The organism is Modestobacter sp. VKM Ac-2986, from assembly GCF_026967795.1.
Taxonomy (GTDB): Bacteria; Actinomycetota; Actinomycetes; order Mycobacteriales; family Geodermatophilaceae; genus Modestobacter.
Window position 1 is genome coordinate 284,363 of the sequence record NZ_JAPVBH010000007.1, and the last position, 23,230, is coordinate 307,592.

At 75.4% G+C, this 23,230-nt stretch carries 18 protein-coding genes; 8 read left to right on the forward strand and 10 right to left on the reverse strand.

Annotated elements, in window-relative coordinates:
- The first annotated feature begins 56 nt into the window (after positions 1–56).
- The gene (locus O2W14_RS18345; protein ID WP_269177565.1) at positions 57–1,001 is read left to right on the forward strand and encodes a formate/nitrite transporter family protein; all 945 of its coding nucleotides are present in this window, start codon (positions 57–59) and stop codon (positions 999–1,001) included.
- 1 nt (position 1,002) lies between these two features.
- Here the strand turns inward: O2W14_RS18345 and O2W14_RS18350 are convergent, their stop codons facing one another.
- Positions 1,003–1,263 (reverse strand): hypothetical protein, encoded by a 261-nt coding sequence (locus O2W14_RS18350; RefSeq protein WP_269177566.1) that lies wholly within the window; start codon positions 1,261–1,263, stop codon positions 1,003–1,005.
- 164 nt (positions 1,264–1,427) lie between these two features.
- Here O2W14_RS18350 and O2W14_RS18355 point away from each other — a divergent pair, with 164 nt between their 5' ends.
- The 3 genes from O2W14_RS18355 (at position 1,428) to O2W14_RS18365 (ending at position 4,851) form a co-directional block, all read left to right on the forward strand.
- Positions 1,428–2,468: a glutathione S-transferase family protein gene (locus O2W14_RS18355; protein ID WP_269177567.1), complete on the forward strand. Its 1,041-nt coding sequence runs from the start codon at positions 1,428–1,430 to the stop codon at positions 2,466–2,468.
- A gap of 49 nt (positions 2,469–2,517) precedes the next feature.
- Complete coding sequence (locus O2W14_RS18360) at positions 2,518–3,300, forward strand: hypothetical protein (RefSeq protein ID WP_269177568.1); 783 nt, start codon at positions 2,518–2,520, stop codon at positions 3,298–3,300.
- Between the two features lie 201 nt (positions 3,301–3,501).
- Positions 3,502–4,851 carry an alkaline phosphatase gene (locus tag O2W14_RS18365; protein ID WP_269177569.1) on the forward strand — a complete coding sequence of 450 codons (1,350 nt, stop codon included), beginning with the start codon at positions 3,502–3,504 and terminating at the stop codon, positions 4,849–4,851.
- An 85-nt stretch (positions 4,852–4,936) separates the two neighbouring features.
- On the opposite strand, the gene O2W14_RS18370 is transcribed toward O2W14_RS18365, so the two are convergent.
- Complete coding sequence (locus O2W14_RS18370) at positions 4,937–5,542, reverse strand: GNAT family N-acetyltransferase (RefSeq protein WP_269177570.1); 606 nt, start codon at positions 5,540–5,542, stop codon at positions 4,937–4,939.
- A 98-nt stretch (positions 5,543–5,640) separates the two neighbouring features.
- The gene (locus O2W14_RS18375; RefSeq protein WP_269177571.1) at positions 5,641–8,262 is read right to left on the reverse strand and encodes an ExeM/NucH family extracellular endonuclease; all 2,622 of its coding nucleotides are present in this window, start codon (positions 8,260–8,262) and stop codon (positions 5,641–5,643) included.
- Positions 8,263–8,445: 183 nt separating this feature from the next.
- Here O2W14_RS18375 and O2W14_RS18380 point away from each other — a divergent pair, with 183 nt between their 5' ends.
- The 3 genes from O2W14_RS18380 to O2W14_RS18390 all read left to right on the forward strand — a co-directional run bounded on the left by O2W14_RS18380 (position 8,446) and on the right by O2W14_RS18390 (position 13,238).
- Positions 8,446–10,239 (forward strand): bifunctional metallophosphatase/5'-nucleotidase, encoded by a 1,794-nt coding sequence (locus O2W14_RS18380; protein ID WP_269177572.1) that lies wholly within the window; start codon positions 8,446–8,448, stop codon positions 10,237–10,239.
- A gap of 100 nt (positions 10,240–10,339) precedes the next feature.
- Positions 10,340–10,792 carry a DUF1810 domain-containing protein gene (locus tag O2W14_RS18385; RefSeq protein ID WP_269177573.1) on the forward strand — a complete coding sequence of 151 codons (453 nt, stop codon included), beginning with the start codon at positions 10,340–10,342 and terminating at the stop codon, positions 10,790–10,792.
- Positions 10,793–10,913: 121 nt separating this feature from the next.
- The gene (locus O2W14_RS18390; RefSeq protein WP_269177574.1) at positions 10,914–13,238 is read left to right on the forward strand and encodes a HelD family protein; all 2,325 of its coding nucleotides are present in this window, start codon (positions 10,914–10,916) and stop codon (positions 13,236–13,238) included.
- 247 nt (positions 13,239–13,485) lie between these two features.
- Here the strand turns inward: O2W14_RS18390 and O2W14_RS18395 are convergent, their stop codons facing one another.
- The 7 genes from O2W14_RS18395 to O2W14_RS18425 all read right to left on the reverse strand — a co-directional run bounded on the left by O2W14_RS18395 (position 13,486) and on the right by O2W14_RS18425 (position 22,222).
- Positions 13,486–14,298 carry an endonuclease domain-containing protein gene (locus O2W14_RS18395; protein ID WP_269177575.1) on the reverse strand — a complete coding sequence of 271 codons (813 nt, stop codon included), beginning with the start codon at positions 14,296–14,298 and terminating at the stop codon, positions 13,486–13,488.
- 271 nt (positions 14,299–14,569) lie between these two features.
- Positions 14,570–16,861: a SpoIIE family protein phosphatase gene (locus O2W14_RS18400; protein ID WP_269177576.1), complete on the reverse strand. Its 2,292-nt coding sequence runs from the start codon at positions 16,859–16,861 to the stop codon at positions 14,570–14,572.
- Positions 16,858–17,673 carry an alpha/beta fold hydrolase gene (locus O2W14_RS18405; protein ID WP_269177577.1) on the reverse strand — a complete coding sequence of 272 codons (816 nt, stop codon included), beginning with the start codon at positions 17,671–17,673 and terminating at the stop codon, positions 16,858–16,860. The genes O2W14_RS18400 and O2W14_RS18405 overlap by 4 nt, the downstream gene beginning before the upstream one ends.
- 49 nt (positions 17,674–17,722) lie before the next feature.
- Positions 17,723–18,970, reverse strand: a complete 1,248-nt coding sequence (locus tag O2W14_RS18410) for a cytochrome P450 (protein WP_269177578.1) — start codon at positions 18,968–18,970, stop codon at positions 17,723–17,725.
- A gap of 33 nt (positions 18,971–19,003) precedes the next feature.
- Complete coding sequence (locus tag O2W14_RS18415; protein ID WP_442928843.1) at positions 19,004–20,512, reverse strand: SIR2 family protein; 1,509 nt, start codon at positions 20,510–20,512, stop codon at positions 19,004–19,006.
- 92 nt (positions 20,513–20,604) lie between these two features.
- Positions 20,605–21,261 (reverse strand): phosphodiesterase, encoded by a 657-nt coding sequence (locus O2W14_RS18420; RefSeq protein ID WP_269177580.1) that lies wholly within the window; start codon positions 21,259–21,261, stop codon positions 20,605–20,607.
- Positions 21,262–21,583: 322 nt separating this feature from the next.
- Complete coding sequence (locus tag O2W14_RS18425; RefSeq protein ID WP_269177581.1) at positions 21,584–22,222, reverse strand: hypothetical protein; 639 nt, start codon at positions 22,220–22,222, stop codon at positions 21,584–21,586.
- Positions 22,223–22,398: 176 nt separating this feature from the next.
- On the opposite strand from O2W14_RS18425, the gene O2W14_RS18430 reads away from it, so the two are divergent.
- Positions 22,399–23,229 (forward strand): DUF1206 domain-containing protein, encoded by an 831-nt coding sequence (locus tag O2W14_RS18430; RefSeq protein WP_269177582.1) that lies wholly within the window; start codon positions 22,399–22,401, stop codon positions 23,227–23,229.
- Position 23,230: the final 1 nt, after the last annotated feature.

The following is a 23,230-nucleotide window of genomic DNA, read 5'->3' on the forward strand; positions in this document are numbered from 1 at the left end:
GGTCCATGCCGGTGAGCCTCTCGTCCCGGCGGCTCGCGCGCCAGCCCCCACGACACTTGGTTGCACCCTCCAACGAGCGCGGCGACGCGCCGGGAGAGAGGCTGGTCCTGGCCGCCGAGACCGAGGCGGCCGACGACCAGACCCCGGAGCAGCACATGACCGACCGCGAACCACAGGAGATGGCGAAGGCCGCCGCCGAGACGGGGGCCAAGAAGGTCCACCGCAGCTGGGACCGGGTGCTGGTCAGCTCGTTCCTGGCCGGCGCCTACATCGCCTTCGGCGGGCTGGTGGCCATGACCGTCTCCTCCGGCCTCGACCCCGCCACCTGGGGCACGCTGCCGACGCTGTTCCTCGGTGGCGCGTTCACCCTCGGCCTGGTGCTGGTGCTCATCGCCGGCTCCGACCTGGCCACGGGCAACATGATGTTCGTGCCGCTGGCGGCGATGAACCGCAAGATCGGCCTGGGCTCGGTCGCCCGCAACCTCGTGCTGGTGCTGATCGGCAACCTCATCGGCGCGCTGTTCGTCGCCTTCTTCCTCGCCGTGCAGACCGGCGTGATCGGCGGCCCGGACTCCCCGGGCACCGCCGGGCTGGTCTACGACCGGCTGGCCGGGATCGCCCAGGGCAAGGCGCTCAACGAGTCGCCGTGGCAGACGTTCCTGCGCGGCATGGGCTGCAACTGGCTGGTCTGCCTGGCCGTCTGGATGTCGGTGGCCACCAAGAACGTGGCCGGGAAGGTCATCGTGATCTTCTTCCCGATCATGGCGTTCGTGGCCATGGGGTTCGACCACGTCGTGGCCAACATGTTCTTCCTGCCGGCGGCCATGTTCGCCGGCGTCCCGGACATCACCGTGGGCGAGACGCTGCTGAACTGGCTGCTCGCCGGCGCCGGCAACCTCGTGGGCGCGGTGGTCTTCGTGTCCACCACGTACTGGTACCTGTTCCTGAAGGACTCCCCCGACGCCGCGACCGTCAGCTCGCCCGACGCCGAGCGCGCCTGAGTCAGTCGGTCGGCGCCGGCCCGTCGGTCGGCGCCGACCGCTCCCCGGCCCGCTCGGCGGCCAGCTGCTGGCGGGTGCGCCAGGACTCCGACGCCACGTAGCCGAAGAGGACGACGTAGGCGAAGCTCAGGAAGGCCGACCCGTACTCCCCGTCGACCAGGTGCAGCACGAGCTGGACGGCGTTGTAGAGGGCCAGGCCGACGCCCAGCGCCAGCACGCCCCAGTTGCCGAGCCAGGGCGGTCGCACAGGTCCGTTTGCCATGTCCCCAGGCTAGGTGACCGCCGGGCTCGCACCGGCGGCCCGACAGGCGGGAGGCCCTCCTCCGGGCGAGGAGACGCGCAGCGACGGGCGATCGGGACGAGATCGCCCGCCGTGTCCGAGGGGCTGGGCGAGCGCCGGAGAACGCGGTCGGCGACGCTGGGGGCATGAGCACCACGCAGAGCGGCAGTGGCTACGTCGAACCCGGCAAGGAGTACCAGCGCGACGCGAACTACATCACCGACCGGATCACCGCCGACGGGTCCAGCGGGTGGCCGGTCGAGGCCGACCGGTACCGGCTGGTGATCGCCCGCGCGTGCCCGTGGGCCAACCGCGCGGCGATCGTCCGACGGCTGCTCGGACTGGAGCAGGCCATCTCCATGGGCATCTGCGGCCCCACCCACGACGCACGCAGCTGGACCTTCGACCTCGACCCCGACGGTCGCGACCCGGTGCTGGGCTACGAGCGGCTGCAGGAGGCCTTCTTCGCCCGCGACCCCGAGTACCCGCGCGGCATCACCGTGCCGGCGATGGTCGACCTGCCCACGAAGGCCGTCGTCACCAACGACTTCATGCGCATGACGCTGGACTTCTCCACCGAGTGGACGCAGTTCCACCGCGACGGCGCCCCGGACCTCTACCCCGAGCACCTGCGGGAGGAGATGGACGAGGTGATGAAGCGGGTCTACACCGAGGTCAACAACGGCGTGTACCGCTGCGGCTTCGCCGGCTCGCAGAAGGCCTACGACCGTGCCTACGAGCGGCTCTGGACGGCGATGGACTGGCTGGAGGAGCGCCTGACGGACATGCGCTACCTGATGGGCGAGACGATCACCGAGGCCGACGTCCGGCTGTTCACCACGCTGGCCCGCTTCGACGCCGTCTACCACGGCCACTTCAAGGCCAACCGGCAGAAGCTCACCGAGATGCCGGCGCTGTGGGGCTACGCCCGCGACCTGTTCCAGACCCCGGGGTTCGGTGACACCACCGACTTCCCGCAGATCAAGGAGCACTACTACGTGGTGCACGCCGACATCAACCCCACGCAGGTCATCCCGATGGGCCCGGACACGTCGAACTGGCTGACCCCGCACGGGCGCGAGGAGCTGGGCGGCAGCCCGTTCGGCGACGGCACCCCGCCCGGCCCGCCGATCGCGGCCGAGGTGGTCCCGCCCGAGCACGGCCCCGGCGGCATCGGCCACCGCTGACCGGCCGCCCGGCACCCCCCGCCGGGGGTGCCGGGCGCATGCTGGCGGGGTGAGCACGCTCTCCGCCGGCGACGTCCGGCTCGCGCTCGACCTGCCCAGCGCCGGCCCGCACCCGCTGACCGGCCGCACCGCGCTGGCCGCCGTCCTCGGCTACGCCCGCGGCCGGCGCCCGCTGCGGTACCGGTCGCCCAACGAGCGCGACGGCCGCTGGGTGCAGGTGCCCGCCTTCGGCTACGACCGCTTCGACGCCCGTCCGGTGCCCACCGGCCCGCTGGGGGACGACGACGTGCTGGTCGCCGAGGGGCTGCACGGCCGGCTGGCCCCGGGCGACTGGGCCGCCGTCCGCCGCGCTCTGGACGAGGTGCAGCCCACCGCCGACGCGCTGGTCGACCGCGCAGCCGGGCGGACGTTCTGGGACCTGCCGGACGACGAGCTGTCCGTGCTCGCCGAGCCGCGCACCGTCGGGGCCGGGCTCCGCACGCTCGCCGAGCTCCCCCAGCCGCAGCCGCGCTATGTGCTGGCCGCGCTGCACCACCGCCGTCCCGACCTGGTGCCGCTGCTCACCCGGGCGACCTGGCTGCAGACCGTGCCCCACCTGCGCGAAGGCGACAGCGGCGTGACCGCGGTCGCGCACCGGGAACTACGGGCCAACGCCTCGGCCTTCGCCGAGCTGGAGCGGGCCGTCGCGGAGCTGCTGCCGGCCGCTCCGCTGACCCGGCTGCGGCTGCACGACCTGCTCGTCTGGCTGAGCGGCACCCTGCGGCTGCCGGCCGCGGCGGCCCTCGGGGAGCGGACCGAGGAGTGGTCCCGCGCCGGCGTGACCGGTCCGTAGCGGGGCGGGTGGCGGGCGGCCTGGAGCGTCGCCGGCTGATCCTGGTGGGCGGTGACAGCGGACACCCCGCGGGGGCCGGCCCGGCGTCCAGCGCGCGTCTGGGGGCAGCTCGAGATGCGGATCGCTCAGCGGACTCCCAGGCTGACTGTGGCCCAGGTCACACCGGCCTGCGGGCGGGGACGTCCACCCAGGGAGAAGACCGTGTCGATCAGAAGTTCCCGGCGCCTGCGCCGGAGCCTGCCCGTCTGTCTCGCCGCCACGCTGGTCGGCGGGGTGGTCGTGCTGCTGCCGACCACCGCCTCCGCGGGCGGGGACGGCCACCACGGCCCTCACCACGGCCACCACCACGGCCACGGCCAGGACGCCCGCAGCGTCATCTTCGTCAACGGTGACGGCATGGGGGCCACCCACCGGGAGGCCGCCCGGCTGGACCAGGCGGGCTTCGACGGCGCCCTGGCCATGGACTCCCTCCCGGTGGCCGGCCTGCAGACCACCGATGCCCGCGATCCCGAGGACACGGTCACCGATTCGGCAGCCGGTGCGAGCGCCTGGGCCACCGGGGTGAAGACCTACAACGGCGCGGTGAGCGTGGACGTCGACGGCACCCCGCTGCCGACCATCGGCGCGCAGGCGCGGGAAGCCGGCCTGGCCACCGGCCTGGTGACCACGGCACAGGTCACCGACGCGACCCCGGCGGCCTTCTTCAGCAACGCCATAGACCGCGGCGCGCAGGACGACATCGCCCGCCAGTTCCTGGAGGTCACCCGGCCGCAGGTCATCCTGGGCGGCGGCGAGGACTGGTGGCTGCCGGCCGGCGACGAGGGCACCTACGCCCCCCGCACCGGCGACACCGAGGACCCTGAGCTGTCCCGCAGCACGAAGGGCGACCTGGTCGCGCAGGCCCAGGGGCTGGGCTACGAGTACGTCAGCACCGCCGAGGAGTTCGCCGCGGCGCAGGGCGACCAGCTGCTCGGGCTGTTCTCCAACGAGGAGATGTTCCAGCAGCGGCCTGAGGGCCAGGGCGACGAGTTCGACCCGGTCGTCCCGCTGGCGGACATGACGGCCAAGGCGCTCGACGTCCTGTCCGCGGACGAGGACGGCTTCTTCCTGCTCATCGAGGAGGAGGGCGTCGACGAGATGAGCCATGACAACAACGGCACGAGGATGCTCGAGGCGATGCGCTCGCTGGACGCCGCGGTGCAGGTCGCCCGGGACCACGTCGCCGCGCACCCGGACACGCTGCTCATCGTCACCGGCGACCACGAGTGCGGTGGGCTGACCATCGAGGACGTCGACCCCAGCGACGAGAGCGGCGCCGGGGGCACCCTGCAGCAGGAGACCGCGGTCGCGGGTGAGACGGTCTCGGGCGAGGACGGCCCGTTCCCGGTCGCCGGCGAGCCGGCCAAGGACTTCGCCCTGGACTGGACGACGACCGGCCACACCGGGGTGCCGACGGTCGTGACCGCCGAAGGGCCGGGGAGCGAGCAGCTGACCGGCTACTACCCGAACACGCACCTGTACGAGGTGCTGCGCGAGGCCCTGCTGGACTGACGGGCCACGGAGGGCCGCCACTCTCGGGGGCGGGCGGCCCTCCGTACCCCGCGGCTGGGCAGCCGGGCAGCCGCCGCCCGCACCGTCAGGTGGTCGGGATGCCCAGGTAGGTGACCGGGCCGGGGTCGGGCACGGCGATCTCGGTGAACCCGAGCCGGTCGTAGAAGGCGCGGGCCGCGTGGTTCGTGCTGACCATCCCCAGGTGCAGCGCCGGGGCACCGGCGGCCGCCACGGCGGCGCGGAAGGTGTCGACGAGCGCGCGGCCGTGCCCGGCGCGCTGGTGACTCGGCAGCAGGTCGATGTGCAGGTGCGCCGGGAAGGGCGCGAGCTCGGGCAGCAGCATCCGCTCGGGCCGGTGACCGAGGGCCAGCATCTGCTCCTCGGGTGTGCGCGGCGGGTCCGGTGGCACCGGGTACCGCGCGGTCAGCCGCGGGATCCACTCCGCGCGCCAGGTCTGCACCAACGCCGGGGTGTCGGCGGTGCCGACCACGTAGCCGACGACCCGGTCGCCGTCGTCGAGCACGAAGGCCCTGGTCGGCTCCAGGTCGACGTAGGGCCCGGCGAACAGGTCGGGCATCAGGTCGTCGGTCGACCACTGGCCGCGCGCATCGCCCCCGGCGTCGGCGGTGCGGACGCAGACGTCGTACACGTCGGCCCGGTCGGCCGGCCGGTAGGGGCGGATGGTCGGCATCTGCTCACTCCTCGGACCGGGGCCGCCCATCCTGCCGTGGAACGGCGGACGGCGGCGCCCCGCGGGTGCGGGACGCCGCCGTCTGCGGTGCGCTCGGATCAGGAGTCGGCGCCGTCCTGGTCCTCGCGGCCCGTGCCCCTGCCCTGGTCGAGGACGTCGGTGCCGGCGCCGCCGATCAGGGTGTCGCTGCCGTTCTCGCCGCGCAGGGTGTCGGCCCCGAAGCCGCCGAGCAGGACGTCGTCCCCGTTGCCACCGGTGAGCGTGTCGGTGCCCTCGCCGCCGCAGAGGACGTCGTCGCCGTTGCCGCCGACGATGGTGTCGTTGCCGCCCAGGCCCATGATCACGTCGCGGCCGTTGGTGCCGGTGAGCACGTCGTCGCCGGCGGTGCCGCGGATGGTCGGGACGAGACCGTTGCAGCGCTCGTCCAGGTCGATGCCGAGCAGCAGCGGGTCGTGGTCACTGGAGCGGTAGGGGTTCGCCGCGTACAGCGCCGGGTCACCGGTGTACTGGTAGGCGAAGGACTCCACCGAGTTGATGTTCCAGTGCACCAGGTCGGTGACCTTGGCCGTCAGTTCGGCGGTGGCCAGCGCGTGGTCCAGCGAGCCGGAGAGCGCGTCGAAGACGTAGCTGTACCGGCCCTCGTCGAACTGCTCGCCCAGGTCGACGAACCCCTCGGTGCGCAGGACCTCGATCGGGTCCTCCTGGGTGTAGGCGTTGAAGTCGCCCAGCAGCACGATGTCCGCGTCGCCGGTCCGTGTGCGCAGCTGGTCGGTGAAGGCCGCCAGCGACGCGGCCTGCCGGACGCGGTCGCCGTTGAACGAGCCCTGTCCGGTGTCGGCGTTGTCGCCGGTGCCGGTGCCGCCCTTGGACTTGAAGTGGTTGGCCACGACCGTGAAGGCGTCGCCGTCCTTGGTGAAGGTCTGCGCGATCGGCTCACGGGCGTTCGACCAGACGGCCTCGTCGACCAGGCCGACCGAGGCACCCACCGGCGTGACGACGCCGGGCCGGTAGATGATCGCGTTGCGGATGACGTCGCGGTCGACCGCGTACAGCTCCTGCGGGAACGGCACGTACGCCCACGTGCCCGCGCCGGCCTGCGCGTTCAGCCGGCGCACCAGGTCCGCGACCGCGGTGTCGGCGTTGCCCGGGGTGAGCCCGGTGGAGTCGGTGTCCTCGATCTCCATCAGGGTGACCACGTCGGCGCCGAGGGCGTTAATCGCGGGCACGATCTTGCCGGCCTGCTCCTCGAGCTCGGCCGGGCTCGTGGCCCCACGACCCACCCCGCCGAGGGTGAGGAAGTAGTTGAGCACGTTGAAGGCGCCCACCTGGACGTCTCCACCGACCGCGTCCGGCGCGACCGTCCGGGTGTTCTGCGCAGCGAAGACGCCGTCCGCGGTGCCGTCGGCCGGCTGCAGCCGCCAGGCGTTGAAGCCGTAACCGAGCACCAGCGGCTCGGTGAAGGCCAGCTCGTCGCCGACCCGGACCGGCGTGGCCGGGGTCAGGTAGGGCGCCGTGGTCACGCTCACCCGGGCGCTGACCGCGTCGTCCAGGGTGATGCTGCGCAGCGCGTTCTCGGCCGCGATGGCCTGCGCCGCCGCCCCGGGGCGGGCGAGCTCCGTGGGCTGCACCAGCAGGCCGCCCTCGGACAGGGTCAGCTCGCCGAAGCTGGTCAGGTCGAACACCTCGCTGACGGTCAGCGTGTCGGCCGGGGCCACCCGCATGCCCTCGAGCCGCTCGCGCGCGGCGTCGTCGGCGGGCAGGTCCAGCAGCGCGGCGGCCGGCAGGTCGGCGGCGGTGCCGTCGGCGCAGACGGCGACGTCCGCACGCGAGGAGATCTGCGTCTGGCCACCGAACTCCTGCGCCTGGCCGGTGACGGCCACGGTGTCGCCGAGGTCGACCGCGACCGGGCTGAACACGAAGACGCCGTCGGAGGTCGCGGCGTTCCCGTCGCCGTCGGCGTCCTGCAGGTAGAAGCCGGACAGGCCGGGGACGTCGCCGACGACGACGCCGCGCACGGTGACCGTCGAACCGGCCAGCGGGGTGGTCGCACCGGAGCCCTGGACGGCGCCGATCTCGTGGGTCGGGGTGGTGTCGCAGACCGCGACAGGTGCCGGCGGCGGGGTGACGGTCGCGCCTGCGTTGACCGCACCGCGGGTGGCGGCCGCGGGGCCGGCCCAGACCAGCGTGTCGCTCGCCGCGTCGTAGCTGCGGGACAGCGACTGGCCGACCGGGGTCGCGGTCGTCTCCTTGACCCCGATGTCCGTGCTGCGCGTGCCACCGGCGGGCCCGCCGACAGCGGTGAACTCCCCGCCGTAGGAGAGGAACTCGATGACGCCGCCGGGACCCACGAGGGCGATGCCGTCCGGGTCACCGTTCTGGAGCCCTGCGGCGTCGACGGCCACGACCGCCGGGGCGGTGGCCGGCGCGGTGACCAGCGGGAGGGCGATGCGTGTCCCGTAGGTGGCCCCGCCGTTGCCGTTGTAGAGGACGAGGGAGAGGCCGGCGGAGGTGGTGCCGGCCGGGAGCTGGACCTCGATGAACTCACCGGAGTCGGTACCGGCGTTGTCGTAGTGGACCTCGGAGATGAACGGCGCGGTGGGCGCCGCGGCGAGGGCCACGGCGGGGACGGCGAGGGTGGCCAGCACGGCGCTGGACGCCATCGCGGCGCCCAGGGCGGCGCGCCTCGCGGCAGTGCGGGCGGTACCGGTGGGGAGGGGCACGAACGGTCCTCTCGGAGGGCGGGTCGATCAGGAGGAACACCCGACCCTGAGCGGTGGATGTGAACGACTCGCTGACGTTATGTGACCTCGCCGTGACACGCGGAAGTGATTCATCACACAGTTCGCATCGCTAACGGGTGTGGCAGCGTCGCGCCCGCCACGCCCTCCCGACCCCGGAGCGACATGACCTCCCGCACCTACCGCCGCGGCGCCGTCGTCCTGGCGCTCGCCTCGGTCACGCTGACCAGCGGCGCCCTCGCCGGCACCGCCTCGGCCAAGCCCAAGGCCGCATCGCCCGACTTCACCCTGACGATCCTGCACGCGAACGACCTCGAGTCCGCGCTCCTCCCCACCACCGGGCCCAACGGCGTCCAGTACGGCGGGGTCGACCGGTTCGTCGAGCTCATCCAGCAGGAGCAGCAGGCCGCCGGCACCGGCAAGCCGGGCCCCGGTCAGGCCGGCAAGCGCGGCGTGCTGACCATCTCCGCCGGTGACAACTTCCTGCCCGGCCCGCAGCTGGCCGCCAGCGGCTCGGACGCGGCCCAGCCCATCTACGACGCGACCGCGTTCGCCGCGGCCGGCTTCGACGTGTCGATCTTCGGGAACCACGACTTCGACCAGACGCCGGACTTCCTCGCCCGCTGGCTGGACGACGTCGGCTCGGACACCGCCTTCGTCTCGGGGAACCTCGGCTTCGCCGCCGAGCCCGCGCTGCTGGCCCAGGTGCAGGACGGCACGATCGTCCGCACGCACGTGGAGAAGATCAAGGGCGAGCAGATCGGCATCATCGGGCTCACCACGCCGGAGCTGCCGCGGCTGACCAGCTCGCGCGGGGTGACCGTCGACCCGGACCTGGCCGGCATCGCCAACGCCCAGGCCGCCGCCTACGCCGCAGCCGGCGTGGACAAGGTCGTGCTCGTCTCCCACCTGCAGGACATCGACAACGAGGTGGCCCTGGCCGGCCAGCTGCGCGGCGTCGACGTGATCGTCGGCGGTGGCGGGCACGAGCTGCTGGCCGACGCCGGTGACCCGCTGGTCCCCAACGGCGCCAGCGCCACCGCCCCGTACCAGACGCCCTACGGCTCCTACCCGCTCACGCCGCGGGACGCCGAGGGCAAGGTCGTGCCGGTCGTCACCACGAACGCGCTCTACAGCTACGTCGGCCGCCTGGTCGTCACCTTCGACGACGCCGGCAACCTGCTCGCCGTCGACGACGCGGCCTCCCGGCCGCTGCCGGTGATCGCCTCCGGCCCGGGTGCGCAGCCGGCCGACCCGACCGTCACCCGCACCGTGGTGCAGCCGGTCCAGGCCTACGTCGAGTCGCTGCGCCAGCAGGTCGTCGCGACGTCGCAGGTGCCGCTCAACGGTGCCCGCAACGACGTCCGCAGCCGGGAGACCAACCTCGGGGACCTGGTCGCCGACTCCCTGCTCGCCGCCGGTCGGCGTGAGGCGGCGGCCGCCGGTGTGACGGCGCCGGTCGTGGCGATCCAGAACGGTGGCGGCATCCGCAACGCCAGCGTGCTGCCCGCCGGGCCGATCACCGCGCTGGACACCTACACGGTGCTGCCGTTCGCCAACTTCGTCGCCGTCGCCCCGGCCATGCCGGTCTCGCAGTTCCTCGCCGGTGTCGAGCGTGGTCTCACCCCGGACGGCGGCTTCGCGCAGGTCGCGGGCTACCGGGTCACCTACCGCGCCGCACAGCCGGTCGGCTCGCGGATCGTGGACCTCACGCTGGACGACGGCACCGTGCTCGTCCGTGGCGGCGTGCCCACCGGCGCGCTGCAGACCATCTCGGTCGCCACGAACGACTTCACGCTGCGCGGCGGGGACGGCTACCCCTTCGACGGGGTGGCCTTCACCGTCCTGCCGGTCACCTACCAGCAGGCGCTGGCGACCTACCTGACCCAGGACCTGGGCGGCGTCGTGTCCGCGAGCCGGTACCCGGTCGGCGGCACGGGTCGCATCACCGCGGTCTGAGTCCCACGAGGGAGCCACGGCCCCGTCCCCGCGTCGCGGGGGCGGGGCCGTGGTCGTGCCGCCCCGGTTCGGGAGCCGGGAGGGTGGGCACGGGCCGGGCATGACCGGAGCACCGCCGCAGGGACCTGCGACCGACCCCGCCCGACTCGACCGCTTCGTCGACGCGCAGGACGCCGGCGGCACCTACGACACCGCGCTGGCCGAGCTGCGCGCCGGGCACAAGCGCAGCCACTGGATGTGGTTCGTGCTCCCCCAGCTGGCCGGCCTCGGCCGCAGCGACATGGCCCAGCGGTACGCCGTCCGCGACCTCGCCGAGGCCCGCGCCTACCTGGCCCACCCGGTGCTCGGACCGCGCCTGCTCGCGTGCGCCCGCGCGCTGACCACGCTGGACACCACCGACCCGGTGGCGGTCCTCGGCGGCATCGACGCGCAGAAGCTGCGCTCGTCGATGACCCTCTTCGCCCGTGCCGCGCCGGACGAGCCGGTGTTCCGGGCCGTGCTCGACCAGTACTTCGACGGCGCCGAGGACGACGCCACGACGTCCCGCCTCTGACCGGCGCACCACCCGCTCCGGGCCCGCGCTCCCCGGCCGTGACCGGGCGCCGGACGGTGGCAGGATGGGCGGTCGCCGATCCCGGCTCGCCGGACCCCCACGCGCGTAGGAGTTGCAGGACTTGTCGAGCACCTCCCCCGCCACCGACCCCGAGCAGAGCCACGACCTCGCCGTCGAGCAGGCCGCCGTCGCCGACCTGTACCGGCGGCTGGACGCCAACCGCGAGCACGCCGTCTACCGCTTCAAGCAGGCGCTGGCGATGCCGGCGATCAACCCGCAGGCCCTGGGTGAGCGGGAGGCCGCGGCCAGCTTCCAGACCCAGCGGATCACCGCACTGGACGCCGCCGAGCACGGCCTGGTCATCGGCCGGCTGGACCGCGAGGAGCGCCCCGAGCCGCTCTACATCGGCCGCGTGGGGCTGCCCGCCGACGACCCGGCCGGCGACCCCGCGCTCGTCGACTGGCGCGCCCCGGCGTCCCGGCCGTTCTACACCGCCACCCCGTTCCGGCCCGAGGGCGTCGTCCGCCGCCGGCACATCCGCACCCGCGGCCGCACGGTGTCCGCGGTCAACGACGAGGTGCTCAGCATCGACGCCGCGACCGCAGGCGACGGGCCGGCGCTGACCGGCGAGGCCGCGCTGATGGCGGCGCTGACCGCCGAGCGCACCGGCCGGATGACCGACATCGTGGCCACCATCCAGGCCGAGCAGGACGCGATCATCCGCAGCGACGCCCGCGGGGTGCTCGTCGTCCAGGGCGGGCCGGGCACCGGCAAGACCGCCGTGGCCCTGCACCGCGCGGCGTACCTGCTCTACACGCACCGCGAGCGGCTGGGCCGCAGCGGCCTGCTGGTCGTCGGCCCCACGCCCACCTTCCTGTCCTACATCGCCGACGTGCTGCCCTCCCTCGGTGAGACCGGGGTGCTGCTCGCCGGCCTCGGCCAGCTCCGCCCCGGCCTGGACGCCCGCGGCACCGAATCGCCGGAGACCGCGGAGGTCAAGGGTCGGCTGCAGATGGTCGACGTGCTCACCGCCGCCGTCCGCGACCGGCAGACGCTGGGCCGCGGCGTCCGGGAGCTGGTGATCGACGGCGTCCGGATCTCGCTGCGCCCGGCGGACCTGACCCGCGCCCGCACCGCCGGCCGGCGCGCCTCCCGGCAGCACAACCTCGGTCGCCCGGCCTTCGCCCGCGCCCTGGCCGACCTGGTCACCGAGCGGTACGTGGGCAGGATCGGCGCCGACGTGCGTGGCGGGGAGACCCTGCTCGACAGCCGGGACGTCGACGCGCTGCGCTCGGAGGTCGGCAGCGACCCCGCCGTCCGCCGGCTGGTCGAGGAGCTGTGGCCCAAGCTCACCCCCGAGGAGCTGGTGGGCGACCTGCTCTCCTCGCCCGACCGGCTCAAGCGCGCGACGAAGAACTGGACCGACGAGGACCGCGCGCTGCTGCTGCGTCCCGCCGGTGCGGCGTGGACGCCGGCCGACGTGCCGCTGCTGGAGGAGGCCGACGAGCTGCTCGGCTACGACGACAGCGCCGAGCGGGCCGCCGAGGCCCGCCGCCAGCGCCGCGAGCGGGCCGAGGCCCAGGACACCCTGGACATGCTGCACGGCTCCCGGTCCACCGACCTCGAGGACGACGAGGAGGGCGAGGAGCTCACCGCCGGCGACCTGCTGGACGCCGAGTCGCTGGCCGCCCGCAACGCCGAGGTCGACTACCGGACGACGGCCGAGCGCGCCGCCGCCGACCGCACCTGGACCTTCGGGCACGTGGTGGTCGACGAGGCGCAGGAGCTGTCGGCGATGACCTGGCGGCTGCTGGTGCGTCGCTGCCCCACCCGGTCGATGACCGTCGTCGGCGACCTGGCCCAGACCGGCAGCCTGGCCGGCGCGCAGGCCTGGGGCGAGGCGCTGCGGCCCTCGGTCGGCGACGCGCACTGGCGGCTGGCCGAGCTCACCGTCAACTACCGCACGCCCACCGAGATCATGGCCGTGGCCGCCGCCGTGTTGGAGGCCAGTGGCGCGCAGACCACCGCCCCGCAGTCCGTGCGCAGCACCGGCGTCCCGCCCACGCAGGAGAAGGTGGCCGAGGGCGAGCTGCCCGGCCGGGTGGCCGAGGTCGCCGCGGAGCTCGCCGGGCTGGGCGGCACCGTCGCGGTGATCGTGCCGCCGAGCCGGCTGGCCGCCACCCTGGACGCCGTCCGGACGGAGCTGCCCGCCGCGCAGGCCGGCGCCGACGCAGACTCTCGCCGAGCGCCGGTGGTCCTGGTGCCCGGTGAGGCCAAGGGCCTGGAGTTCGACTCGGTGGTCCTGGTCGACCCGTGCGCGGTGCTCGCCGAGGGCGTGCGCGGGTACAGCGACCTGTACGTGGCGCTGACCCGGTCGACCCAGCGGCTGGCCGTCGTCCACCCCGGCGAGCTGCCCGAGGAGCTGTCCACCCTCGTCCCCGCCTGAACCCCCCGGCGTCCGGCACGCCGACTGTGCGCTCAGCGGGCCGGATCCGGGCCGCTGCGCCCGCTGAGCGCACAGTCGGCGACCGACGGGCGTGGGTCAGGCGGCCAGCAGGGCGCCGGAGTCAGGTCGCACCCCTCAGCGCCCAACCGGGGCCGCCCGTCCGGCGCACCGGCGACCGTGCGCTCAGCGGGCCGGATTCGGGCCGCGGGCCCAGCTGGGCGCACACTCGGCGACCGACGGGCGTGGGTCAGGCGGCCAGCAGGGCGCCGATGCGGGCGACCAGGGCCTCGGGGTGGTGCAGGTCGGCGGCGGTCACGAAGACGACGCGCCAGCCGGCGGCGGTGAGCCGGTTGAGCCGATGCCGGTCCCTCGCGAACTGGCCGGGCTCGCCGTGCCAGGCACCGTCGTACTCCAGCGCCACCCGCAGCTCCGGCCAGGCGAAGTCGACCCGGGCGACGAAGCCGGCGGCGGACCGCACGGTGAACTGGGCGACCGGCGCAGGGAGGCCGCTGCGACCGAGCAGCAGCCGCAGCCGCGTCTCCTGCGGCGACTCCGCCAGCCCGTCGGCCAGCGCGCAGACCTCACGAGCCCGCCGGCAGCCCCGACCGGCGCCCTCGTCGGCCAGCGCGCGCACCGAGGTCAGCACGGCGAGACCACTCACGATCATCCGGTCGACGGCGACCACGGCCTCCTCCAGCGGCAGCGACCCGGCGAGCGCCACGGTGGTCGCCATGGGATCGGTCACCCGGACGCCGCGGTGGGTGCACACGCGGCGAGGGTCGAGCGCCGCTCGGCGGACGCGCAGACCGGCCGACCGCACCGGGTGGGCGTCCGGCGGCAGGGTCAGCTCGACGTCGTCCTCGGGCCCGGCGAGGTGGACGCCCCACAGCACGGCGGCGCTGCGTCCGGTGACCACCGCTCCAGGCCGGAGCACGCCCGCCGCAGCCCGGGCCCGCAGGGCGTGGGTGACCGGGACGTCGGCGGCGACGTGCACGTCCCGGTACAGCGCCCGGTACCGCGGCCCGCGCAGCTGGTCGGCAGTGACCAGACCACGACGCACGGCCGCCGAACCTCGGAACACCCCACGGAGCGGGGCATCGGCGCGGGCGGGCACCTCCGGAGCCTCCCCGATCCGGCGGTCCGGCCCCGGTCGTCGTCCACAGGTGCGCGGACCGTGCGCTCACCGGGCCCGCTCCCCGCTGCCGCCCCCGCCGGGGGCACAGTCGATGCAGCAGGCGGCTCAAGGGCCACACGGGACCGGCGACTGTGCACTCAGCGGGTCCGATCCGGCTCACGAGGCCCGCTGAGCGCACAGTCGGCGCCCGCCGCGCTCAGGGGTCGCGGGTGAGGGCGAGGAGGGCGATGTCGTCGGCGCGGTGGGTGCCGGCGAGGTCGGCCAGCAGCCGGTCGCACAGCTCGTCGGGACCGTTCGCGGCGGCCCGGTCAGCGGCCGCCCGCAGCCGCTCCAGGCCGGCGTCGATGTCGCTGGTGCGGCTCTCCACCAGCCCGTCGGTGAACAGCACCAACGTCGCCCCCGGCGGGACGACGCCGCGCCACTCCACGGCCGGCGCGGGCGGGGCGCCGAGCATCCGGCTGGGCACCACCGGCAGGAAGCCCGCCCGCCCCTCGGCGACGAGCAGCGGCGGCGGGTGCCCGGCGGAGGCCACGTGCAGCACGCCGGAGGGCAGGTCGAGGGTGGCGAACAACGCCGTGGCCATCCGCTGCAGGCCCAGCAGCGGCCAGCTGGCCTGCAGCCGGTCGATGACGGCCGCCGGCGCCGGGGCCTCCACCAGCAGCGCCCGGTAGACGCTGCGCAGCTGGCCCATCGTGGCCGCCGCGGTGATGTCGTGGCCGACGACGTCACCGACCGCGATCGCCACGTGCCCGCCGGGCAGCGGCGCGACGTCGTAGAAGTCACCGCCGATCTCCACCCCGGAGGTCGCCGCCAGGTACCGCACGGCGACCGTCACGCCGGGCACCGGGGGCGGGGGCGGCGGCAGCAGCGTCGCCTGCAGGGTGTGCGAGGTGCGGGCCTCCAGCTCGTAGCGCTGCGCCTTGGCCATCATCAGCGCGACCTGCAGGCCCAGCTGCTCGGCCAGCTCGACGTCGGCGGAGGTGAACGGGCGCCGCCGCCGGTCGACCGCCAGCGTCATCACCCCCAGCGTGCGGCCCTCGGCGATCAGCGGCACGGCGACCAGGCTGACCAGCTCCAGCGCTCGGGCGGCGGCGACCTCCTCCGCACCGCGCGCCATCGCCGCCAGCTGGGCCTCGTCGATCGTGGTGAACCACCGGGTGCGCCCCTCGGCCAGCGCCGTCCGGGCCGGTGCAGGCAGGTCGCGGTGCGGCGGCGCCCAGGCGCGCAGCGCGTCGACGAACCGCTGGCGTGCGGGGTCGCCGTGCCGGGCCACCACCCGCGCCAGGCCGTGCTCGCCGATCAGGTCCAGCACGCACAGGTCGGCCAGCCGCGGCACGACCATCTCCGCCAGCCGCTCGACGGACTCGGTCACCCCGGTCGCCCGGGCCAGCATCCGGGCGGCGTCGAGCAGGAAACCCGAGCGCTCCGCCTGGCGGGCGGTCTCCTCGTGCAGCCGGGCCCGCTCGAGCGCCTGCCCGGCCTGCCGGCCCAGCGTGCACAGCAGGTCGACGTCCGCGGTCGCCAGGGACCGGTGGGCGGTGGGCTCGGCCAGGCTGATCAGGTCGCCGTCGAGCTCGTCGCCGAGGGTGAGCAGCAGCGCGCCGAGGTGGGCGCCGTCGGCGGTCACCGGGACCACCACGAGGTCGGTGACCCGGGCCTCCGCCGCGGCGGCCGCCAGCGCCGGCCACGCCTCACCGAGCCGCTCGGTCACCGGCACCGTGCGCACCCCGGAGCTGAGCACCAGGTCGACCCGGCCCGGTGAGGTCTGGTCCAGCGCCTCCAGCAGCGCAGCCGGCACCTTCTCGGACGCGGTGAGCACCGCCGCCGGCTCGGTGACGTCCGGGCGGGCGGCGTCGACGGCCACGAGCCACAGCGCGGCGCCGGTGGCCCGCACCGCCTGCCGGCTGCGGTGCACCACCACCTGCGCGGCGTCCTCGGTGGCCACCGCCGCGGCCAGGTCGGAGACGAACCGCTGCAGCGTGCGGGACCGCACCTCCGACGCCTCGGCCGCCCGCTGTGCCGCGAGCAGGTCGAGCTCGTAGCGGCGGCGGGCGCTCGCCTCGAACAGCGTGGCGCGGACGATCAGCGGCCGCTCGTGCGCATCGCGCACCTCCACCGCGTTGACCAGGCACGGCAGCAACGAGCCGTCGGCCCGGACGACGTCGAGCGCGACCTCGCGCGCGGCGCCCTGCATGCGCAGCAGCGGGGTGAGGTGGGCGTCGTGGAACACCTGGCCGCCGAGGCTGAGCAGGTCGCGCAGCCGGGTCCGCAGCACCCGCTCGGCCGGCATCCCCAGCCAGCTGCACAGCGTCCGGTTGACCTTCACGATCGTGCCGTCGGCGAGCATCGACAGGTACCCGCAGGGGGCGTTCTCGTAGAGGTCGGCGGGGTCGTCGTCCAGCAGCTGGTCCAGTGCCTCCCGCACGCCGTCGTCCAGCCGGTGTTCCCGGGCGACGGGCGGTGCCGCGGTCTCGCGGGAGTCGGTCACAACCAGGCCCGGATGGCGGCGGAGGTCTCCTCGGGGGCGCTCAGATGCGGGCAGTGCCCGGTGGCGGCGAGCTGGACGAACGTCGACCCGGCGACGTGCTCGTGGACGTAGCGGCCGGCGGTGACCGGGGCGATGACGTCCTCGGAGCACTGCAGCACGAGGGTCGGGACGTCGACGCCGGCCAGGTCGGCCCGGTTGTCGGACAGGAAGGAGATGCGGGCGAACCGGCGGGCGACGTCGGGGTCGGTGCGGCAGAAGGAGGCGGTCAGCTCGGCGGCCAGCTCGGGCCGGTCGGGGTTGCCCATGACCTCCGGGGCAATGAGCGTGGACCAGGCCAGGTGGTTGGCGTCCAGGCTCTCCAGCAGCTCGCGGAGCTGGGCCCGGGTGAACCCACCGACGTAACCGTCCTCGTCGTCGTCGACGTAGCGGGCGCTCGGCCCGACCATCACCATCGCGCCGATGCGCTCGGGCGCCATCGCGTGGGCCAGCACGCCGATCATGGCGCTCACGGAGTGGCCGACGAAGACGACGTCGGTGAGGTCCAGCTCGGTGAGCACGTCGACGACGTCGGCGGCGTAGCCGCGCAGCGACCCGTGCCGCTGCGGGTCGTGGGCGGACAGGTCGGAGTTGCCGAAGCCCACGTGGTCGAAGGTGACCACCTGGTGGTCGGCCTCGAAGCCCGGCGCCACGTACCGCCACATCGCCTGGTCACAGCCGTAGCCGTGCGCGAAGACCATCGGCCGGGCCCCGGGCGTGCCACTCACACGGACGTCGTTCCGCGCGCGGACGCTCACCTCGGTCACCGTACTCATCCGCCCTCCCCGCGCACAGCCCCGCCGCGCCGCCGGTGCCGGGACCCGCTCAGCCCGTGCGGACCCCGCTGAGCACCACACCGCTGGCCGGCCGGGCCGGGATGCGGGACAGCGAGATGCCGAGGTCCTGCGGCGGGAGCCGGTACTCCAGCCGGGCCAATCGGACGGCGAGGGCCGACAGCAGCGCGACGGTGATGTCCTCCCCCGGGCAGCGGTGACCGGTGCGCGGGTCGCCGGCCCCCTGCGGCACGAGCTCCCAGGCACCGATCTCGCGCACCGCGTCGCCGGCGAGGAACCGCTCGGGCCGGAAGGCGTAGGGCTCGGGGAACAGCTTCGGGTCATGGTCAGTGCCCCACAGGTCCAGCAGCACCATCGACCCGGCCGGCACGCGCTCGCCGTCCCACTCGACCTCGCGCGGTGAGCGGCCGCCGATGAAGGGCGCGAACGGGTAGAACCGCCGCACCTCGTGGGCGAAGGCCTCGGCGTAGGCGGCGTCCCCGCTGCGCAGCCGTTCCCGGTTGGCGGGCCAGCGGTGCAGGGCGTGGGCGGAGAAGCCCACGAACCAGCAGACCGCGACGGTGGGCCGGATGACGTTGAGGACCTCGACCGCGGCCACCCGCGGCTCCAGCAGCTCGCCGCCGGAGTCGCGGTGCGCCGCCACCGTGGCCAGCACCGAACCCGCGGGCACGGCCCGGGCGCCGGAGCGCACCTCCTCGACGATCCCGGCCAGCCAGGCCTCCCGCCGCTGCCGCACGCGGCGGGCCCGCCAGTGCCGGGGCGCACCGGTGGCGAAGCCGTCGACCAGGGTGGTGAGGTCGCGGGCCAGGGCCGGCAGCTCGTCCTCGGTCAGCGGGACGGCGGCCCAGTCGCACACCCCGCGGGTGAGCACCCGGGCGGCCTCGTCCATGAGCACCACCCGGTCCTGCTGCGCCCAGCGGTGCGCGGCGTCGTCCCAGGCGGTCGTGACCCGGTCGACCAGCGCGGGAACCCCCTCGCCCATCAGCAGGTGCACGAACATCGCCTTGCGCACCCGGTGGGCCTCGCCGTCGAGGGTGTGCACGGCGCCGTGGCCGAACAGCGTGCTGACCACCGGCTCGGGCAGCGCACCGCTGCGGCGCACGTGGTCCTCGTCGTAGACGAACCGCGCGCCGGCCGGGCCCTCGACGGCCAGCGCCTGCCGGAGCGCCACCCGGGTGCGCACGGTGTCGCGCCCGGCCGCACGGCGCCGGTCGGGCAGCCAGGCGTAGCCCTGGGCGAGCATCGCGATCGACTGGTCCAGGCGGGGACTGCGGGTCATGGCGCTCCCGTGCCCAGCCCGCCCGCGCGGTAATCAGCCGTCCTGGTGACCCAGCTCCTCCAGCAGCCGGCGCACCTCCTGACCGGCCCAGCTGCGCCCCGACCCCCCGGTCAGCGCGGTGGCGACCTCGCCCAGCGCGGCGGACAGGGTCCGCTCGCCGGCGTCCAGCAGCCCGCGGTAGGCCGGGTCGAGCAGGTAGCCGGTCGGCCGGCTGGACAGGCAGCCCAGCAGGTCCAGCAGCACCTCCAGCCGGCGGGCCGCCTCCGGGCCCGGGACGTCGGCGTCGCCCATGGCCACCGTGTCGACGTCGCGCTCCCAGAGCCGGGCGCGCACCGCGTCCTCCTGCAGCGCCAGCACGGTGCCGTTGCGCCGGCCGGTCGCCGTCCCCGGGGCGGCGAGCACGCTGCGCACCTGGTGGGCGATCCGGATCAGGTCGTCGTCGAGCATCGAGGTGCCCACGAAGAGCACGTGCCGGGTCAGCAGCAGGGTCTGCAGCACCCCGGCCAGCGCCGTCCGGTGGTCGCCGAACTCCAGGTACTGCTCACGGGTGAGGACGACGCTGTCGGGGTGGGCGGCGTCGCCGTGCAGCTTGAGCAGCCACGGCTCGCCCGGCGCGGCCTCCTCGAACGGCAGCACCCGCAGCGGCCGGCCCACGTCGGCGGCGGCCAGCTCCACCAGCGGGTCGTAGTTGGTGGTGACGTACTCGCGCACCGGCAGCCCGGCGACCAGGGCGTGGGCCAGCGCGTAGGGGCCGGGGCCGAAGCGCTGCTGGACGTAGGCGGTGAGCTCGTCGCGGCCGAGTTCGCGGGCCAGCAGGGCGGCGGCGTCCTGCGGCGGCAGGCCGGTCAGCCCGGCGGTGAGCCCCTCGCCCAGACCGGCCCGGTCGGCCAGCTCGTCGAGCAGCGCCTCCCAGGTCGGCCGGCCGGCGGCCGCGCTCACCCCGGCGCCCACGAAGACGGCGAGCTCGCCGGCCCGGGCGCGGGCACCGAGGTCCTCGGCGACCTCGCGCAGCGCCGCTGGCAGCGCCCAGCCACCGCCCTCGCCGCGGCGCACCCGCTGGGCCGCGGCCAGGTCGCTGGGCCGGCGCAGCACCAGGGCGACGTCGTAGCCGTGCTCGGTCGCGGCCTCCCGCAGGACGGGGAGCAGCTGCTGGAGCAGCGCCCCGCGCCGGCCCGCCGCACCACCCCAGCCGGTGCCCAGCGCGGGCAGGCCGACCAGCCGGCGGGCGCGGCCGTGCACGGGGCGCTCGACCGGACGCCGGGCCACCGCCGCCAGCGCCTCCCGCGCGCCCTCCAGCAGCCAGCTCAGCCCGCGCCCGTCGTCGTCCTCGTGCTCCACCGTGTCGACCAGCCAGGCGCGCCGGTTCCCGCAGCCGGGCACCTCCCGCACCCGAGCGCCGGCGTCCCAGGATCCGGCGACGGTGGCGCCCTCGTCGTCGGAGCAGTCCAGCGCGTCGGCCGGCAGCAGCGGGACCCAGCTGGCGCCCACCCGCATCGCCCGGTCGGTGGGCACCAGGACGTCGTCGCAGGACAGCCGGGTCAGGTCCGCGCCGACGACGAAGACATGGCCGCCGACGACGGGGACGTGGCCGCCGACGACGGGGTCGTGGCCGCCGACGACGGGGTCGTGGCCGCTCACGGGCGGCCGGGCCGGACGGCGTCCAGCGATGCACCCAGCGCCGCGCGGGTCGCCGCGTAGGCCGGCCGCCGGAACCGGGCCATCGGGCCGTCGGCGACCAGGCCGGGCGGGGCGTGCAGGACGGCGTCCAGGTGCAGCGGCGGGTCCGGCGGCCCGGTCTGGCGCCCCAGCACCACCCGGGCGAAGGGCTGCTCCGGTGACCGGCCCACTCGCGCGCCGAGGGAGAACACGCCCGCCGACACCGGGGTCGCCGACAGCAGCACCGGTCCGGCCGGGCTCCGGTAGCCCATGATCGAGCCGTAGGTGGTGGCCGGGTCGCGGCGCAGCACCGGCACCCGGTGGGTCCACCGGTGCCGGCCGGCCGAGGACAGCAGCAGGTCCACCGGGGTCTCCCCCGGGGCCCGCAGCGCGAAGCCGAGCAGGTCGGGCAGGCGCGGCGGCAGCCCGGCACCACGGGACAGCCGGACCAGGACCTCGTCGGTGCCGACCCCGTCCAGCCAGTCGGCACCGCTGGGTCGCAGCAGCCCGGTGCGGACCAGCCGTCCGGTGAGCACCACGCCGCGCGGGTGCATCGGCCGGCCGCCGCGGGCCCGGGCCAGCAACGCCAGCGGAACGGCGGCCACCCGGCCGGCGACGTCGAGGAGGTCTGCCATGCCCCTGCCGGTCACCCGCAGGAGCCCGGCTCAACCCCGCGTCCGGGGTGTCGCGACCCTCAGTCGCGGGTGGTGCCGCATTCGGTGCAGCGCTTGCGGGCGGCCTCGTTGGGGTGCCTGCAGTTCTCGCAGGTCCAGGTGGTCCGCTCGATGGTGTCGCTCATGGTCGTGCCTCCCAGCCCGCCCGCGGTGTGCCGGCGTCGACGTGCCGACGGGCCAGGGACACCTGTCGGCCCGCCGCGACCACGAGGCTAGGCAGCCCCCGTGACGGGAGCGTGACGTGCGGGGAACGACTGGACGGCGACGCGTGGTCGCCGCCGGGTCAGCGCAGGGCGGCTGCGCCGCACCCGCCGCCACCGGCGCTGCACGCGCAGCCACCGCAGCCGGCCGCGGGCGCAGGAGCGGCGGCCTCGCGCGCGGTGAGCACCGCGGAGACGAGGTAGGCCACCCCGGCCAAGGCGACGACGACGACGGCCAGCACGCGGCCGGCGGTCAGCAGCCCGTCGACGCCGAACACGACCGCGACGACCACGGCGAGGACGGCCAGCGCTGCGGCACCGGGTGCGGCGAGCGACCGGCGGACGGCGGACAGCGCGGCGAGGGCCGGGAGCGCGAGCACCGCGGCGACGACGAAGACCCAGCCGGTGGCGGTGGCCGACAGCAGCGCGAGTGCGATCGCCACCGCGCCCAGCCAGGCGGCGCCGGCCCCGGCGACGGCGGCGGTGCGGTCGGCCGCGCCGGTGCGGGCCGCCCGGAGCACGGTGACCCCGTGGGCGACGGCGGCGACGCCGAGCAGGCCCAGCAGCAGACGCGGACCGCCACCGGACCAGGTGGCCGCCAGGGCGGCCAGGGCCAGCAGCGCGACGCCCAGCGCGGCCGGGCGCAGCCAGGCGGGGCGGGCCCGGTCGGAGGTCGACGGGGAGGTCCCGGCCAGCCGGCCGGCGGTCACGGCGTTCGTCACGGGGCCAGTCTCCCTCATCCGGCGCCGACGGCGGCGGGCACTCCGGTCGATCGTCGTGCGGCGGTCGGCGCGTCGCCGTGCGAGGCTGTCCGGCGCCACCGCCGGTGTTCGCCGAGCACGGGCGTCCGTGGCGAGGACGGCTGTCGTCGGGAACGCGGCGGCGGGAGGAGACGGTCATGGGCACCTCGGGGAACACCGCGGCACGCGCCGGCGACAGCCCGGCCCTCGAGCGTCTGGCCCGGGTCGGCCTGATCGCCTACGGCATCGTGCACCTGCTCATCGCCTGGCTGTCCCTGCAGCTGGCCTGGGGCGGGGGCGGCGGCTCCGCCGACCAGTCCGGGGCCATGGCCACCCTGGCCGAGGAGCCGCTGGGCAAGGCGCTGCTGTGGGTGCTCGTCGTCGGGCTGGTCGCACTCGCCGTCTGGCAGTTGGCCGAGGTGCTGCGCCACCGGGCCGGCCTGCAGGCCTCCGGCGACGCCCGGAAGGACGCGGTGGAGAAGATCGTCAAGGCGGTCGCGAAGACGGTCGTCTACCTCTTCCTCGCGGTCACCGCGCTGCGGTTCGCCACCGGCGGCGGCTCGTCCAGCTCGGGTCAGCAGCAGTCGACGGTCGCCGGGGTGTTCGGCTGGCCGGGTGGCCGCTTCCTGGTCGGGCTCGCCGCCCTCGTGGTCATCGGCGTCGGGGTCCACCACGTGCGGAAGGGCCTCACCGGGCACTTCATGAAGGAGATCGACACCGCGCAGGCCACCTCCGGGCAGCGCCGCGCGATCGAGCGGCTCGGCCAGGTCGGCTACCCGGCCAAGGGCGTGGCGCTGGCCCTGGTGGGCGGCCTGCTCGGCTGGGCGGCGATCACGTTCGACCCGGCGAAGGCCAGCGGGCTCGACGGTGCCATGCGCACCCTGCTCGATGCGCCCTTCGGCAAGGTCCTGCTGACCGTGGTCGCCCTCGGCATCGCCGCCTTCGGCGCCTTCTGCTTCGCCCGGGCCCGCTTCCCCCAGCGCACCTGAC

What these genes read in the sequence shown, in the direction of transcription:
- O2W14_RS18380 (WP_269177572.1), top strand. Translation starts at nt 8,446, where the DNA reads ATGACCTCCCGCACCTACCGCCGCGGCGCCGTCGTCCTGGCGCTCGCC.
- O2W14_RS18355 (WP_269177567.1), top strand. Translation starts at nt 1,428, where the DNA reads ATGAGCACCACGCAGAGCGGCAGTGGCTACGTCGAACCCGGCAAGGAG.
- O2W14_RS18350 (WP_269177566.1), bottom strand. Translation starts at nt 1,263, where the DNA reads ATGGCAAACGGACCTGTGCGACCGCCCTGGCTCGGCAACTGGGGCGTG.
- O2W14_RS18405 (WP_269177577.1), bottom strand. Translation starts at nt 17,673, where the DNA reads ATGAGTACGGTGACCGAGGTGAGCGTCCGCGCGCGGAACGACGTCCGT.
- O2W14_RS18370 (WP_269177570.1), bottom strand. Translation starts at nt 5,542, where the DNA reads ATGCCGACCATCCGCCCCTACCGGCCGGCCGACCGGGCCGACGTGTAC.
- O2W14_RS18430 (WP_269177582.1), top strand. Translation starts at nt 22,399, where the DNA reads ATGGGCACCTCGGGGAACACCGCGGCACGCGCCGGCGACAGCCCGGCC.
- O2W14_RS18410 (WP_269177578.1), bottom strand. Translation starts at nt 18,970, where the DNA reads ATGACCCGCAGTCCCCGCCTGGACCAGTCGATCGCGATGCTCGCCCAG.
- O2W14_RS18385 (WP_269177573.1), top strand. Translation starts at nt 10,340, where the DNA reads ATGACCGGAGCACCGCCGCAGGGACCTGCGACCGACCCCGCCCGACTC.
- O2W14_RS18420 (WP_269177580.1), bottom strand. Translation starts at nt 21,261, where the DNA reads ATGGCAGACCTCCTCGACGTCGCCGGCCGGGTGGCCGCCGTTCCGCTG.